Origin of the sequence: Microbacterium sp. nov. GSS16 (assembly GCF_028198145.1) — a bacterium.
Taxonomy (GTDB): Bacteria; Actinomycetota; Actinomycetes; order Actinomycetales; family Microbacteriaceae; genus Microbacterium.
The window spans coordinates 1,516,974-1,533,296 of sequence record NZ_CP116338.1 but is presented as its reverse complement, the minus strand read 5'-3'; the positions used below and the strand labels follow the sequence as shown (position 1 = coordinate 1,533,296).

The following is a 16,323-nucleotide window of genomic DNA, read 5'->3' as shown; positions in this document are numbered from 1 at the left end:
GGGGTGCTGACGAAGCGGAACGCATGGCTGAAACGGACGCGCATTCCTCCAGCCTCGAGGTAGCCGTCGCAGGAAGCGCGTCGTCCGTGGGTGACGACAGAAATGACCTCCACCCGCTCGGGAGAACGGCGGGCGCACCTCTCGGGCTGCACTGGGGCCGCTGTGTGTGGATTTCTCGATGAGCGTCCAGCTCATGTCATCGGCAAGCCACTCGGAGAGGGCCTCCAGCTCTCCCTTGGCCCGGTTCACAACGAAGTCTCCGTCAACGCACTTCCGTGAAGACTCATGGTGCTATGGCTCGATCCGATGCGCCCGGCCTTTCTCCGCGATCGGCACGCACATTTCGATGGGTCTATCAGGCTCCCAGCTGACCTGTCCTTGGTAGATGATGCCGAGTTTCCCGGTGGCGCCGTCTCGCTAGTCGGCCATGGCGAAGCAGTGTCGCCGCCGTGTTGCTCCTGCTCACGTCTCACAACTCACATCGAGTCGCCGCTCGCCCATGAGCCGAACTTCGGGGACGCTGCTGTACCACGCATGATGAGAATCACGCAGGGCACGTAGAGTGCTGCGGCGCAGAGCCAGAGGAAGCCGTCGGCGTTGATGTAAGTGAGCGCGAAGATCGTTGTGAAAGCGACCGGTCCGAAGATCGATGTGACGCTGTTGATGCTGGCGAGCACACCCTGGAGGCGCCCTTGGTGCTGTTCATCGACGCGCTGGGAGAGAAGGGTTTGCAGAGCGGGGAGGCCGATGCCACCGATCCCCAGTGCCGCCAAGATAGGCGCCATGGAAAATGCGTCAGTGACAATCGCCAGGCCTACGAAACCCAAGGCGTCGGTAACACACCCGATGATGACTGTTTTTGCCTCACCGATCCACTCCACGATGCGGCCAGTAAGGAGGGCCTGCACGAGAACCTGTACGATCCCGAAGACGGACAGGGAGATTCCAACTTCGACGGGACTCCAGTCGAGGCGGTGTTCAGTAAACAGCACCCAGGTCGCACCTGGAGCCTGCCCAATGAATTGAACAAGGCCGAATGCGACTAATAGGAAGGTAATCCCAGGCACCGCGCTGAGGCCGGGGCGACCACGATGCTGAGCGAGCGACGCAGAGCGCGCAGGGGAATCAGGACGGGTCTCGCGTAACAAGATAAAGGTGAGTGCCAGATTGCTCGCTGAGAGAAGAGCAGCGAGCAAAAACGGCAGATGTGGCGAGATGGCACCGAACAGTCCACCCATGGCTGGCCCCGCGATCATTCCGCCGCCATAGCAGGCACTGAGTAAACCGAAACGCTTGGCGCGCTGGTGGGGTGGCGTGATGTCGGCGATCACGGTGGCGGTGACCGCATTGGTCGCTCCGGTTATCCCAGCCACTGCACGGGCGATATAGAACACCGACAGAGCGGATGTCGTGGCGAGCACGAGATAGTCGACGGTCGCACCGGCCAGGGAAACAAGCAGCACCCGGCGGCGGCCGAATCGGTCCGACAGTGTTCCCAGTACGGGGGCAAAGATGAACTGCATTACCGCGTAGAGCGCGATCAGCACTCCGACGTTCAGCGGAACCGCATCAGCGGTGACCCCTGCCTCGTGTAGCAGTGCGGGGAGAATCGGCATCACCAGGCCCATGCCGGCGGCGTCGAGGCTAGCCGTGATGAGGACCGTGGCCAACGAGCCACGAGCGGAAGTGAGAGATGACACCTTATCAACGATAAAGTTATCGATGATAAAGTGCAAGCATGGCTCAGAAACAAGCGCGACTCGATCGTGCAGCAGTCTTGCGCGGTGCGAGGCATGTGCTCAATAACACGGGGATCGACGGTTTCACCACGCGGGCGCTGGCTGCGCATCTGCGGGTGCAGCAGCCAGCGCTCTACTGGCACTTTCGGACAAAGGGCCACCTGCTCGGATCGCTCGCAGCTGATGTGCTTGATCGCGAACACCACGCCTCACTCCCAGAGTCAGGGGAGCGCTGGGACGACTTTCTCCTGCGCAACGCGCGGAGCTTCCGGACAGCGCTTCTGGCAGTCCGGGATGGAGCACGGCTGCACGCAGAGTTTCACCGTCAAAAGAGTGACCAGATGCCAGCGGGCTCGGATGCCCCCGAAAGTCAGATCGAGTTTCTCGTGTCCGAAGGATTCGCTGAGGTCTCTGCGGTCCGAGCTCTCATGGCTATCAGCCGCTATACGGTCGGTTTCGTACTAGAAGAACAAACAGCGCTCGACAACGGATGTGAGCCTGTCGATCAAGACCTAGATTTCGAGTTCGGGTTAGTTGCAATGGTTGAAGGGCTGGCATCAAAGCGATGAGGGATGCTCGCGCTTTGGGTCTCTGCGTCAGTAAGGTCAATCCTTTCCCGCTCCCGCAGCAGCTCCTCCGCGATACTGACGTTTTGCTCATGGCTACGGAGCTCACTAACGAGCAAATCAGGGACCGTATGCATGTCGCGTCGCGATCGCGGAACGGCACATCAGCAGCATCTTCACCATGCTCGACCTTAACGAGCGCACAGGAAACAAGCGCGTCATCGCCGTCCTCGAGTACCTCAAGAACTAAGCGTCGAGTGCGTGACCGGCGCGATGACCATAGGTAACGGCGGTTTAGCATCGGTGCCGCATCTTGACACGACTCAATCCGCGACAGCTAACCTCCGCATATGGAGTTCGACGGAATGGAGATCCCCGACGATATCGAGGTCACGGTCTGGGGGAGCAACGAGCACCGGCTCTGTAACGTCTGCCGCGCAGAATGCGACCCCGAGCCGAGCGGCGCCGACGGGTACGGCGTGTGAATCGTCTACGTCTGCCGCGACCACGGAGTCCAATCCGTCGTGGACCCATTCGAGCATCTCCGTTGAAGCGCGCTCTTCGCTATCTCCCTGCATTGACGCAAACATCGCGCTCTCCGCCTTCCGAGGGTAGATCCCAAGATCTGCGGCGCACCTGCCCAGTGTGACGATCTCGATCAGGGTCATGACCGCTGGGGACGGGTACCGGTACCTGCTGAACGCAGTTGTCGCTGGCGACGGGGATCGCGATGCGTCGTCAGCGCTGACAAGGTACTACCTTGAAGCAGGAACGCCTCCCGGCATCTGGCTCGGGGCCGGCCTCCCAGGACTCGCCGGAGAGATCGCCGTCGGTGCCTCGGTGAGCGAGGAGCAGTTACGGCGCCTCATGGGGCACGGGCAGGATCCGAACAGCGGCGAGCAACTGGGGCGTCCGTACCGAAAGTTTGCCACCGCGGGCGAGCGGACGCAGCGCCGCCTCGATCAGCTCCCGAAGTCCCTTACCGCAGGTGAGCGTACCGCGCAGCAAGCGCTGATCGAGGCGGAGGAAGCACAGAAGCCAACGAATGCGCCGGTCGCAGGGTTCGATCTCACGTTCTCGGTCCCGAAGTCCGTCTCGACCCTCTGGGCAGTTGCCGACGGCGGCACGCAAGCACTCATTGCCCAAGCTCACCACGCAGCGATCCGAGACATGATCGCCCTACTCGAGCGCGACGTCGCGATGACCAGGGTCGGCGCGAAAGGGGCGCGTGGCGCCGTCGCGCAAGTCGACGTGCGGGGTGTGATTGCGACTGCCTACGATCATTACGATTCTCGGGCCGCGGATCCACAACTCCACACGCACATTGTCGTCGCCAACCGCGTGCAAGCAGCTCATGACGGGAAGTGGCGCACGCTCGATTCTCGCGCTATCCACGCCGCCGTCACCGGCCTATCGGAGCATTACAACGCGGTCCTCTCGGACCATCTCACTCAGATCCTCGGCGTCGGGTGGGAAGCCCGTGAGCGCGGTGCGGGGCGCTCCACGGCGTGGGAGATCGTTGGCGTGCCGCAGGAGCTGATGGACGAGTTCTCTTCCCGTACTCGCGATATCGAGCAGGTCAAAGACCGGCTGGTCGACGACTACGTCTCGAAGCACGGGAGGCAGCCGTCCCCGAAGCTGGTGTGGCAGTTCCGGCAGCAGGCCACGCTCGAGACTCGGCCCCCGAAGCAGCAGCACTCTCTCAGCGATCTCACCTCCCAGTGGCGAGAACGCGCGACCGCGTTGCTGGGTGAGGACGCGCCAACCTGGGCGTCGGCACTGCTCGCCGGTAGTGAGCACGAACCGTTGCTGCGGGCAGACGATATCCCGTTGGAGGATCTCGAGGAGGTCGCCGAGGTCGTGGTGCAGCAGGTCGGTGACCGGCGAGCGACGTGGAAACGGTGGAACCTCCACGCGGAGGCCGTGCGACAGACGATGGCTCTCCGCTTCGCGTCCGCGAACGACCGGGACGTCATCACCCAGCAGATCGTCGATGCCGCAGAACGGGTCTCGCTGCGCCTCACTCCGCCCGAGCTCGCGAAGAGCCCCTCGCTGTTTCGTCGCGCGGACGGGTCGAGCGTGTTCCGACCCAAAGCCGGAACGGTGTTCTCCTCCGAGCAGGTGCTCGCGGCAGAAGACCGACTCCTTGGCGCGTCGAATGATCGGTCGGCGCCGACCGTACCGCTGGCATGGATCGAGGACGCTGCCAGAACGAAGAACCGCGACGGGCACACCCTGTCGGTGGACCAGGAGCAGGCGATCGCGAAGATCGGCGTCTCCGGCCGCGTCCTCGACGTACTCGTCGGCCCCGCAGGGACTGGGAAGACCACAACGATGCGTGCCCTGCGCCGAGCCTGGGAGCGACGCTACGGGCCAGGCTCGGTGACCGGGCTCGCGCCCTCGGCCGCTGCCGCCGACGTCCTCGCCGGGGATCTGGAGATCGGGACGGAGAACACGGCGAAGTGGCTGCATGAGCATCGCCTCGGGAAATGGAACCTCACGCGCGGACAGCTCGTCATCATCGACGAAGCCTCCTTGGGTGGCACGTTCGCGCTCGATGCCATCACCAGTCACGCCCAGCAGGTCGGCGCGAAAGTGCTGCTCGTGGGCGATTGGGCGCAACTCGCAGCGGTGGACGCGGGCGGCGCGTTCGGGATGCTCGTGCGTGACCGCGGCGACGCCCCGGAACTGGTCGATGTGCGTCGCTTCCGAAACGACTGGGAGAAGCAGGCGTCCCTGCAGTTGCGGATCGGCGACACCGACGTCATCGATACCTACATTGCGCACCAGCGCGTCACGCCGGGCGGATATGACGAGATTCTCGAAGCCGCCTACCAAGCCTGGCGCACAGACCTCGCAGCGGGAAAGAGCACGGTGCTGATCGCGGAAACCCTCGACACGGTCTCTGCGCTCAACACCCGCGCCCGCACCGACCGAATCCTCCAGGGCGACGTCGCTGTGGACGGCGTCAAACTCCATGACGGCAACGAAGTTTCCCGCGGAGATCTCATCATCACCCGCGAGAACAATCGGCGCCTCTCGCTCGGGCGAAGCTGGGTGAAAAACGGCGACCGCTGGCACGTCGCCCATGCGAACGACGACGGATCCCTCACCGTGCGGCGGGCAGGATCGAAGCGGCGCACCACGATCACGCTGCCCGTGAGCTACGTCGCCGAGCACGTCGACCTCGGCTAGCCGAGGTTCCCCAAACACACTCACCTGTGAACGTGCGCGTGCGCGCGGTTCTATTCTACCGGTCGCCGTGAGGACGCTCACGCGACCGACTCGTCATCGCGGGCCGAGAGACCACGAATCGCGAAAGTTGTGTCGTGCATGGTGGCTCTGGGGGTGGCTACTCAGGTATCGCGTTCCAGATTCCGGCCCACTGCTCCGGTGTCAGGTCCCTCGGCAGTGCGCGTGTATCGACGCCGCACTGCCTCAGGAGTTGCCGGGCTCGGCCGGGGTCGATGTGGCTCGCGTTCGCGATGACACGGTCGAGGGTTCTGCCTCGGCCGGTGAATACCGCGCGTACGAACTGTTGGTACCGGGTGCGCTGCGAGCCGGGAATCAGCGGATCTTTGCGCCTGCTGATCTGGATGATGCCGCCATCGACGCTGGGGCGTGGTCGGAAACCCCAGGAGGGAACCCGGCCGTGGAGGTCGAAGGTGAACCAGGGCGCGGTTTGTGCGGTCAACATGGTGGAGCCACCGATCCCGCAGCGTTTGCGGGCGACCTCCCATTGCGTAAGGAGCACCGCCTGAGTCCAGGTGCCGACGCGGAGAAGTCGGCGCAGGATCGGGGTGGTGAGATGGAAGGGGATGTTCCCCACGATCACGGGGTGGTCGAGAGGGACGGTGAGCGCGTCGGCGTGATTGATTTTCACATCCGGCAGCGCGCGGCGGAGGCCAGCGATCCGGTGCTCATCGAGGTCAATCGCGGTCACCGGCCTGCCGAGCTGGGCGAGAGGTCTCGTGAGTGCGCCGTCTCCAGCGCCAAGTTCGAGTATCGGCCCTTTCGTCGCGGTGACTAGAGCGGTGATCTTGCTGATTGTGGGTGTGTGGATGAGGAAGTTTTGGCCGAGTTCGTGGCGGCCACCGTGGGATGAACGAGGCATGTTCGCGCTCCAAGAAAGAAAGGATGGAACGCCTCGGAAACAGGGCAGAGCGCAGACGGAGAAAATGGATGCGCAAAATCGCCGTTCCGAGACGCGAATGGTCTCTCGGATGGACGACGCGCGAAGCGTTCAGCGAGGCGCGCCGTCAGGCGCGGCGGTCGCGAACAGCAAGCGTGTGCGTCACAGCGAACACGCAAATCAAGTTACCCATGCCGATCATCTTACCCGATCGCAGCACAGAGTTCATCGGAGCAGCAAACCCGGGAATCACAGGCCGCGTGCTGGCCCGTCACGACCTGGGTCGCTGCCGGGGGTGGTGCGCTGGAACGGGTTGAGTTGCCGCTCTCGCTGCTCCAACAGCCGTCGTGTCTGTTCCTGCTCGGCCCGCTTGGCTGCAATGATTCGTGCAGCGTCGTTGACTGAGAGGTTGCGGAGTTCGTCGGCTTCGGCGCGCGCCAATGTTGCTCGCGTGAGGGCGTCTCGGGCGGCACGCTGTGGGTTGACGGTGCGCATTCCGAACTGATCGCTGCGTGCTTGCTCGGTTCCAATTTCACGAGCCAACAATGCGAACCGTTCTTGCTTGTGTCGCCGCGAGGTTTTTCCTCGGTCGGTGCGCGCAGCGTCGGCGGCGCGGGCGGCTTCGGCCACGCGGGGGTCACCTTTCGCTTTCTGTGCCGCTGTCTGGGCTGCCCATCCGGGGAGTGCTTGGTGATTACGGGGCGGTGCGCTGCCCCAGTTGTCGCGCACTCGCGCCCGTTGAGTCTGCGTCTGTTCCTTCGCGGCCTGGTGCTCGGCGCGGGCTTTGCGCCGACCGAACCTGCCGACGGCCGAGAGTCGGGTGCTGGCGGCGGCTTCGTCCTCGACAGCGGCAAGGTAGGTCGCGCCGTCCTGCTCTGCTCGTTGGACGAGTGGCCTGGTGACTTCGGTACGGACGTGCTCGGCTGCGTCCTCAGCAGCGTGGATTACGGCGTCGGCTTGCTCATCTTCGGCACGGTGGGCGTCTCGTTGGGCGTCGAGGCGCGCGGCTTTTTGCTCCCACCGGTCTGCCTGCTCCTTGGCGCGCTCGGCTACCTGGTCGAGGCGAGCGAGTTCTTCGGTGACGAGCTTGACCGGGCCATTGGCGACGAGGCCGCGTACGGCTTCTGCTGCTTGGGCTGTGACGTGGGCGAGGCCTCGGTCTGCAGGGTCGCGTTCCAATGCCTCGATGAACTGTGCTCTGGCATCGGCCATGTCTTCGGCGATGACATGCAGCCGGTTGGTCTCGCGGCCTCTGGTCATCCCGACGTAGACCCCGGCCGCGGTGGTCGCCTCCGACAGGATTGTGTGGGAGGTGGTGACGGTTGCGCCTTGGACGCCATACGCGGTCGCCGCATAGGACAGGTGCGCATGCCCGGCCACATACTCCGGCGGCAGGGTGACAGTGCGGGGGTTCTTGCGGCCGCTGCCAACCTCGCGGGCATAGACGGTGCCGTCGTCGGCGATGTGCTGGACGATCCATTGCTGTCGGTTTGCGACTCCGAGCGCGGTGTCATTTCTGCGGGTCTGGATCAGGTCACCGGCCCCGATGGGCAGGCCGTCGCTGCCGGTTGCCGTCACCTCGTCATCAACCTCGCCACGCTCAACCCGGCCGGTGCGCATGCGCTCATTCAACTCCGCCGCCTCGTCGTTCGTAACGACCGTGATCGCCTCGCCATGGTGAGCGGTCTCGGTGATACGCTCGCAGGCTTGCTCATCATCGGCGTGCAACGTCACGAGCCCCAGCACGGCAAGCTGGTCGAACACGTCGCCAGGGGTCTCGCGATCGCGCAACGCCAGCGTGAGTGCTGCGTACTCGGCATCGGCGAACCTGTGTAGTTCGGTCATGTCATAGGTTCGGCCACGTATCTGCGCGGCCATTTCGAGCACCCCGCCTCGGCCGACGGCGGGGAGTTGGGCGCGGTCGCCGACGAGCGCGACGTTCGCGCCTGCCTCGGCAGTGACGGCCAGGAGGGCGTGAGCGGTGTCTTGGTCGAGCATCCCGGCCTCGTCCACGATCACCCGCTCACCCCGCGACAAGCGCGTATCTTTCGGCGGGCCGGTGTAGGCGCGACCACTCTCGGGGTCGGTATCGCCCACAGCGATGCGTGTCCATACGCCGTCAGCATTCCAGCGCCACCCGTGCGCATACACGAGCGCCGCGACGCTGGTTGCGGGCACCCCGAGTTCTTCGTGCGCGACCTGCGCGGCGCGCAACGTCGGGGCAACCACCCGCGACGGTCTGCCATGCTCGGCGGCAACGTCGATGGCGGTGCGGAGCATGGTCGTCTTTCCGCTGCCTGCTGCTCCTTCCACGATCACCAGCGCATCGGCAGATGCGACGGCCGCTGCCGCGACCGTCTGCCCTCTATCGAGTCCGGCGGCGATCGCCGCCTCTGTCACGTCGGGGTGCTCCGACTTCCGCTTTGGCTTCGTGGCGGTGAGTTGGTCGCGGAGCGCGGCCTCTGCGGTGAGCACGCTGAGGCTGGTCAGGTGCGCGACATGCTCCGGCGTCGCCGCGCCAGGCGGCAGCACCGAGAAGCAATCCGAGACGGCAAGCTCGGTCGCCAGGGTGATGAACTCCCGTAACTCGGCAGGGGTTGCCTGCACACCTGCTTCGGTGGTGATGCGGGTGACGTGCTCCTGGAGCGTGTGCCTCGTCCACGCCGAGGATGAGGCGGCGCTCCGATCCAGCGCCCGCGATGCAACCTCCTGCACTGATAGCTCATCCACCGCGACGGCTGGTTGCGAGGTGCGGTGCTCAGACGTTGCGGGGTCGTATCCGGCCTCACGGAGTTCCTGCACCCACCATTGCTCATCCTTGAGGTCGACAGGCTTCTTGCCAGGCCGCTGGTGCGTCCACGCGATGCCTTGCAACCGCGCCGTCATCACCCGCCCCAGCTCCTCGCCCGGATGCGCGGCCTCCCACTCGGCTTCGAGCCGGTCGAGGTTGCGCCTGATCTGCGCCGACCGCTTCGACATCATCGCGTTGAACGGCTCCAACTCCCTGATTTCGCCGCTGGCCGGGTCGAGAGCCAGGCCATGCCTGGTAAGGGTCTGCGCGAGCTGCGGGTGCGCAGCGATCACCGCCGTACCGAGGGCGCGGATCGCGCCCTGCTGCTTGAACAACGCTGCCGTATCCAGTGCCCGCCACTTCCCAGCCGCCCACACCCGCATGCCGATCTGCATATGGATATGCCGATGCGGATCACCCGCACGCGAGGTCTTATGACGGATACCGACGACCTGCATCCGCTCGATAGGCAACACTTCCCGCGCATCACGCGGACCGACCCGAGTGACCGAGTGCTGACCCAGCCACTGGCGAATCTCCGCAAGGGCGTCCTGCTGCGCAGCGTCGAGTGCCACCGATACATCGGGGTGGAGTGCAGCGGCAACCGACAGGCTCTTGGGGGCATTGATCGTCATCTCCGCGAACAACGGCGACCCCTTCATACCCACGGCCGCCGCGCGCGGAGTTCCCATCGACTCGCCCGTGCCGGGATTGATCCAGTCCACCCACCCCTCGTACTCATCCGCCGACAGAGCGTGGGTAGCGGTGACTTCGCCGCGCCCGTCGAGTACCGCGTACTCGGCCACGGCATCATCCGCGCCGAGGTAATACTCATCCGCGCGGGAACGGTCGGCTTCGATATAACGGCGCGCGGCAGCACCGTTGCCGCGAAACAGGATCACCCCGCCCTTCATCTCGGCCTCCCTCATGAGTTGTCTCATGAGGGAGGTGCGCACGCCCCACCCACGGTGGCATACGTGCATATTCGGTTCTCTGCGGTTTCTTGGGGGCAGCGGCGACTGGGTCGGCGGGCGTGAAGGCGGGCAGTCTGCGGCTGTAGCGTCGTGGCTGGCGTGTCTGATGCGGGCATGTCGATGAGTTGCCCGATGCGGGTGTGCGACGCCTCGGGTTCTGGTGTGTTCGTTACATAATGGGGTACGGTTGGTCTCATGGCGCGACCGAGAGCTTTCGATCAGGAACACGTGGTGGGCACGGCACAGCAGGTGTTCTGGCGGCACGGCTTCCATGCGAGCAGCATCGAGGAACTGTCGCGAGCCACGGGGCTCGGGCAGAGCAGCCTCTACAACGCGTTCGGCAGCAAGGACGGTCTCTTCGCTGAGTGCCTTGGCGTGTACCTGGACGAAGCTCAAGGTCGTCTCGCCGGGATACTCGACGACACCACTCGTGACGCAGTCGGGCGGATCGAGGCCCTGCTTCTCGCGATCGCTTCGGATGAGATCGAACGCTCAGCGCATGGTGGTCCGAGGGGGTGCCTGGCGGTCAACACCGTGGCCGAGTTTGCCGATGACCCTGATGCCACGGCCACGATCGAGCGGGTCGGCCGCGACACCAGGGAACGGCTAGAGCTACTGGCGAGCGCACTTCGCATCGGTCAGGCAGCCGGCGAGATCACAACCGACGTCTCTGCTGACGGCCTGGCGGCCTATGTCAACGCCGCGATCGCCGGCCTGCGCATCTCTTCTCAGGGAGGAGCCAGTCCCGAGACGATCCACGAGATCGTCAGCGCTACCATGCGCGCCCTCCGTCCGGCGTAGACGCGGCGGCCGGAACGCACCGCCAAGCACGCCCAAGTCTTCCATGTCCACATTTTGAAGTATTCGTTACAGAATCGGAGAAGGAGTCTCTCTTGATCACGACCACTGAAACCGCCGCGACGCGGCGGGTTCCCGCGGCGGTGTACATCCTCGCTGCGGGCATCTTCGCGATGGTGACCAGCGAGTTCGCCGTCGCCGGGCTTATGCCCCAACTCGCCGACGGGCTCGGCACCGGTGTTGAACAGATCGGCTATCTGGTGACGATCTTCGCCGTGGCGATGGCCGTCGGCGGACCGATCCTCACCCTCTTCTTGCTACGTGTACCTCCCAAGACGGCGCTGATGGTGATCTTCGCTATCTTCCTAGTGGGGAACCTCCTGGCGGCACTGGCCACGTCGTACTCGATGATGGTCGTCGCCCGCATTATCAGCGGAGTCGCGGCACAGGCATTCTTCGGCGTCGCGGTCTCCCTGTGCGCTCGCTTGGTCGACGAGCGGATACGCGGCCGCGCGGTGGGTGTGGCGATGAACGGCCTGATGTTGGGAACCTTGCTGGGCCTGCCGTTGGCCACTCTCGTCGGCGGACGGCTCGGGTGGCAGTCGGCGTTCTGGACGATCTCGATCATCACGGTGATCGCCGCGATCCTCACCGTGGTCGTGGTCCGCAACCCGCCGCAGGCGGATAGCTCCGAGCGTCCGAGGCCATCGGCCTCAGACGAGTTCGCGGTGTTGCGCCGGCCACAGTTCCTGCTGGCGATCGTGTCCAGCACGCTCATCATTGGCGCGACGTTCTCCGCGTTCACCTTCTTCACCCCGATCCTCACTCAGATCACGGGGTTCGCTGAGGGCACGGTCCCGCTGCTCCTGCTGGCCTACGGGGCAGCAACCCTGGTCGGGAACATGATCGTGGCCCGTCTCGCGGACCGGCACACCATCTCCACGCTTCTAGGCGGCACCGCCCTGAACATCGTCTTTCTCACCGGGTTCGCGATCTTCACCGATGTTCCTGCACTGGCGCTGGTGTTCATGTTCGGCATCGGCTTGGTCGGGGTAACGATGAATCCGGCGATGGCGGTCCGCGCCCAACGCGCCGGGAATACCGCGCCGCTGGCGAACACCGTCCACTCGTCGTTCATCACCCTTGGGATCATCCTCGGCTCCGCCATCGGCTCAGCCCTCATTCCTGTCTACGGGCTCCGCTCACCGGTGATCCTCGGCATCGGTATGGCGGTCCTCGCGATCCTCGTCATCTTGCCCGCACTCGCGAGCCCGTATCTCCGACACGGCATTCGTGAGGACGCTCACGAGCGAGAAGAGGTGCAGGCATGAGAGCCATCGTGTCGTCAGGGGGTCAGTTCGTCTTCGCTGAGGTGTCAGAACCTGTGCGGGCGGACCCGGAAGAGGTGCTCATCGAGGTCGAGTATGTGTCGCTGAACCGCGGCGAGTTCGGTGTCGGCTGGCAGCCGGACGCGGTGATCGGGTGGGATGCGAGCGGCGCCGTCATCGAGACCAGCTCGGATGGTCTTGGCCCCGTCCGCGGCAGCCGTGTCGTTTCCTGGGGATTGAGCGGCGGCTGGGCACAGCGCCGCGTCGTGGACCGCCGGAATCTCGCCATCCTGCCCGCGGATATCGACTCAGCGACGGCTGCCGCGCTTCCCGTTGCGGGACTGACGGCACTCCACGCTGTCCGGCATCTGGGCGAACCGCCCGGCGCGAACATCGCTGTCACCGGTGCCACAGGAGGGGTGGGGCACCTCATCGTCCAGCTCGCCGCCCGCGCCGGATTCCACGTGGCTGCACTCACCCGAAGCCCGGAACGAGCCGCTCCACTGGAACGACTCGGCGATCCTCTCACCCGTGTGGTCGACGTTCGCGACATTGGCAAGCTGCGCACGATGGAAGCCGTCATCGACACCACGGGCGGCCCAGTTCTCGAGCAACTTGTCTCGCTGGTTGCGCCAGAGGGCAAGGTCGTACTGGTCGGCGCAGCAGCTGGCTCACCGGCCCTGCTCGACACCGCCTCGCTCATTGCAAGTCGCATCGATTTGGTGAGCGTCAAGATCTCAACGCCGGTCGGTGCCGAACTCAAGTATTTGGTCGATCTCGTCGCCAACGGACAACTTCACGTCGCCGTGCATAACGCCGAGAGCTGGGACGGCCTAACGAACCGTGTAACGCCTGACACCTCAGCCTTCGGCAAGACCGTCTACCAAGTCGAGAGTTCGCCGCAACGGAGTCTCCTAACCGAATAACTCTGCGCATGGCCCCGTAAGCCGGGTGTCCATCGCGCGAAAAACTCCACGTAGCGATTCGGCCCACCAGAGGGGACGGTCCCGGACAGGGGATCGATAGCGAGCAAGACCGCAAGTCGGGCTCTCGGCAAGCCACGCGGCTCCAACAGGACCGTGCACTGCTTTTGCGCGAGCCACGCAAAGCGTCTGTCGGCGGGTGGCCGGCGTAGAGACCCGGTAACAGGCGCCCGGGCGTGGGTGTCGGTGGCGCACCTCCTTCACGGGAGGCGCCACCGTGACCGAACACACCCCACCCATAGCAGGCGACGATGCTGCGGCCCTGGCTGGCTCGGCCAGCCACGAGTTCGAGACACCAGAGGGACTACGTGCTCTGCTGATTCGCTTGCATGAGTCCGGGCCTGGAGCCTGGCAGGGTGATCGTGAGGCGGCGGAGCTGATGCGATACACGGCGGTCAAGTACCAGCCATTGGCCCGTAAGCACGGGTTGGATGCCTGGGAGGTTGCCTCGGCAGCGTTCGAGGTCATGCTCGCCCCCTCAACGCGGAAGGCCGATAATCCGTGGGCGGTGGTGACTCGCGCCGTGCAGATCACCTGCGGCGTCGAGGTTCGGGCTGCGGGGATGCTGGTCTCCACCGGCAAGGTTCGGCACACGTCCAGGATCGCCGGATTCCACGATGCCATCCGGTTCGCCGAACGAGAGAACCTGGCCGACTACCATCCTGCCTTCGCCGTCACTGCCGAGACCGACGACGAAGACGAGTCACAGGACGGCGACTGCGCCAGGGTCGCTACGGCCCTGTCAGAGATAGTGGAGCTCTTCGCCTCGGCGGGGTGGGATGCGGTGCTGGTGGCCGATTGCGTAGAGCATGTCGCCTACCGGCTTGCTGATCTGACCTCCCGCTCGAACGCGGTGGAGGTGCTGCGTCGCGACCACACGGTGCCGGTGCTGCTGGGCGTGCCGCCGAGGTCCTGGTCGGCGTTGTTGCGGATCGTGTTGGGGCATCCTGCTCCGAAACACGCGGGTACTGCGACCGGCGATGGTGTTCTGCTGCGCTTACTTGGCGGCGAACCCCTCGACTCGCTGCGTTGCGACACCGGCCTGTTGGCCGCGATCTGGGCCGCGAAGCCGGATAAGTCGGACGTTCCCTGAGTCTCGACGGTGCGCGGGTGAAGCGTCGCACCTGTCAGTATGAGCACTCCCGCCACTACTTGTACCGCTGCCTCTGCTGTCTCGTCCTCCTGCTCCGCGTCGCCGACACCTCCTGCCGATTCCACACTGGGGGCGCGCCTGGCTGCTGCTTCTCGCCAGGCGCAGGGATTCTCTTCAACGGTGAGCGATCCGACAGTGCTGACCGAGCTACGAGGGCTGTGCGCGACACCCCGTCCGACGAAGCGGGCGGTGGCCGTGACGCGACGAGGCCCCTCTCCGTAGACCGGTTACGCTGGCCAGGGCGCGGGGCCAAGAGCACCCGATTCGTTGGGGGTCAGGCGCGCCAGATGAACTCGACCCGGCGGGCGAGGATGTCGGCACGGTAAGCGGCACGGCGGACGTGGAACGCTTCGACGCTCTCGTTACGACGGCGGGCTGGTGTCGCACCGTTCATCCCTTCCGGGAGGGCGTGAATGAGTACGGCTTCGAGGATCAGGCTTGCGGCCTGGTACTGCCACAGCGGAGTGCGCCCTGACCACTCCGTGGCGACGGTGGTCACGTCGATGCCCGGCCCCGCGTACTGTTCGGGCAGGGCGGCGGTGTACTCGCGACGGGTGGCCTCGATCCGCTCGGCGATCCTCGCCCGCTGCCGCATCCACATGGCCTTGTCGATCAGCCCGTCGTAATGGTCATCATCCAACCGCGCCAGACGCTCCCGATCCGCGTCGAGCCTCGCGGCAAGCCCGACGCGCGTCACGAGATCAGCACCGGACTCACGGCGTTTGCTGGGGTGGAGGGTGATCTGCTCGAAGGTCGCGAGCACCGCCTCTTCTACGAGCTTTGAGATGTCGGCAGAGCGGATCGACCGGTGACACCCGCCGCGCGTGGCCTGCACGCACTGGTACACGTTGCCCCGGTGCACCATTGTCGTTCCGCAGGCAGAGCAGCGGATCAGCCCCGAGAACGGATACATGCGTTTCGCCGCCCCGCTGCCTGGCTGATGGAAGTTCCTGGCCTTCTTTCGGGCGTCGAGGATGTCGGAGACTTGCTGCCAGGTGTCCTCGTCCACGATCGCGGGCCATGCCGCCTTCACCTGCATCTTCGATGTCTTCGCTCGGCTCCCGTCCGGCAGGATTGGACGATACTCACGCACCCCCTTGATGGAGGGGTTGCGCAGCATTAGCTTTAGCGTCCGATCCGACCACGCGCACCCGTGGGTTGTGAGAACTCCACGCTCATTCCAGTCCTTGCGAATCCGGTACAGCGACTCACCCGCCAGCACCCGCTGCATGGCCTCGACCACTATCGGCCCGGTCACCGGATCAATAACGAGGACGCCTTTCTCGGCGCGGTATCCGAACGGCACCCTGCCCCCATGCCAGGCACCCTCGACCGCCTGCTGCTTCGCTGAACGGGCGACACGTCTTGCGGTGTCTGCTGAGGACTTGTTCGCCATCGCCACCAACACCCTGGCCATCGCCACATCGGAATCGGTGTCCAACCGAAGCGAGCCGGTCACGGAGCGGACAGTGAACCCGCCGAGGACTTTCGCGTCGATCAAGTCCTCCAAATCCCGGGGGTCACGCACCGCCCGATCCAAGTCGTACGCGACCATCACCTGCGACTGCCCGTCGCTCAGATGCTTGAGCATGGCGCGGAACTGCGGACGGATCACCCGCCGCACCCGCTCACCCGAGGGCAACGTGATCGTGCGCTGCTTGAACGCCGAGGTGTCATTCTCCCGAAACACCGCCACGACTTCCCACCCGTGCGCTTCGGCGTAGGCGCGGCAGTCGGCCTCCTGCCGGTCAACTCCACGCTCGGTGCCCTCCGGGTCATCACTGATCCTCACGTACACCACCGCCAGCAACGGCTCCGTGGTCTGTTCCTGCTGTTCGTGGCCCATGCTTCGGTCCCAC

At 65.0% G+C, this 16,323-nt stretch carries 11 protein-coding genes; 7 read left to right on the top strand and 4 right to left on the bottom strand.

The window, feature by feature from the left end; translation table 11 throughout:
* Positions 1–476 precede the first annotated feature (476 nt).
* On the bottom strand, positions 477–1,700 hold the full coding sequence (gene tet(33), locus PGB26_RS07210) for a tetracycline efflux MFS transporter Tet(33) (RefSeq protein ID WP_271636985.1): 1,224 nt from the start codon (positions 1,698–1,700) through the stop codon (positions 477–479).
* A gap of 38 nt (positions 1,701–1,738) precedes the next feature.
* Here tet(33) and PGB26_RS07205 point away from each other — a divergent pair, with 38 nt between their 5' ends.
* The 3 genes from PGB26_RS07205 to mobF (PGB26_RS07195) all read left to right on the top strand — a co-directional run bounded on the left by PGB26_RS07205 (position 1,739) and on the right by mobF (PGB26_RS07195) (position 5,500).
* Positions 1,739–2,308: a TetR/AcrR family transcriptional regulator C-terminal domain-containing protein gene (locus PGB26_RS07205; RefSeq protein ID WP_010154754.1), complete on the top strand. Its 570-nt coding sequence runs from the start codon at positions 1,739–1,741 to the stop codon at positions 2,306–2,308.
* A 347-nt stretch (positions 2,309–2,655) separates the two neighbouring features.
* Positions 2,656–2,790, top strand: a complete 135-nt coding sequence (locus PGB26_RS07200; protein ID WP_255180144.1) for a hypothetical protein — start codon at positions 2,656–2,658, stop codon at positions 2,788–2,790.
* Between the two features lie 160 nt (positions 2,791–2,950).
* Entirely contained in the window at positions 2,951–5,500 is a 2,550-nt protein-coding gene (gene mobF, locus PGB26_RS07195) for a MobF family relaxase (RefSeq protein ID WP_182815971.1), read from the top strand.
* Between the two features lie 157 nt (positions 5,501–5,657).
* On the opposite strand, the gene erm is transcribed toward mobF (PGB26_RS07195), so the two are convergent.
* The gene (gene erm / locus PGB26_RS07190; RefSeq protein ID WP_130108831.1) at positions 5,658–6,419 is read right to left on the bottom strand and encodes a 23S ribosomal RNA methyltransferase Erm; all 762 of its coding nucleotides are present in this window, start codon (positions 6,417–6,419) and stop codon (positions 5,658–5,660) included.
* A gap of 267 nt (positions 6,420–6,686) precedes the next feature.
* Positions 6,687–10,157, bottom strand: a complete 3,471-nt coding sequence (gene mobF / locus PGB26_RS07185; RefSeq protein WP_130108830.1) for a MobF family relaxase — start codon at positions 10,155–10,157, stop codon at positions 6,687–6,689.
* A gap of 276 nt (positions 10,158–10,433) precedes the next feature.
* On the opposite strand from mobF (PGB26_RS07185), the gene PGB26_RS07180 reads away from it, so the two are divergent.
* From PGB26_RS07180 to PGB26_RS07165, 4 genes are all read left to right on the top strand, one after another.
* Positions 10,434–11,003 carry a TetR/AcrR family transcriptional regulator gene (locus PGB26_RS07180; RefSeq protein ID WP_271636983.1) on the top strand — a complete coding sequence of 190 codons (570 nt, stop codon included), beginning with the start codon at positions 10,434–10,436 and terminating at the stop codon, positions 11,001–11,003.
* A 92-nt stretch (positions 11,004–11,095) separates the two neighbouring features.
* Positions 11,096–12,331: an MFS transporter gene (locus tag PGB26_RS07175; protein WP_271636982.1), complete on the top strand. Its 1,236-nt coding sequence runs from the start codon at positions 11,096–11,098 to the stop codon at positions 12,329–12,331.
* On the top strand, positions 12,328–13,254 hold the full coding sequence (locus PGB26_RS07170) for a zinc-binding dehydrogenase (protein ID WP_271636981.1): 927 nt from the start codon (positions 12,328–12,330) through the stop codon (positions 13,252–13,254). Before PGB26_RS07175 ends, PGB26_RS07170 begins: the two co-directional genes overlap by 4 nt.
* Positions 13,255–13,528: 274 nt before the next feature.
* Complete coding sequence (locus PGB26_RS07165) at positions 13,529–14,404, top strand: exopolyphosphatase (protein WP_271636980.1); 876 nt, start codon at positions 13,529–13,531, stop codon at positions 14,402–14,404.
* 334 nt (positions 14,405–14,738) lie between these two features.
* Here PGB26_RS07165 and PGB26_RS07160 read toward each other — a convergent pair whose 3' ends face one another.
* Complete coding sequence (locus tag PGB26_RS07160; RefSeq protein ID WP_271636979.1) at positions 14,739–16,310, bottom strand: recombinase family protein; 1,572 nt, start codon at positions 16,308–16,310, stop codon at positions 14,739–14,741.
* Positions 16,311–16,323: the final 13 nt, after the last annotated feature.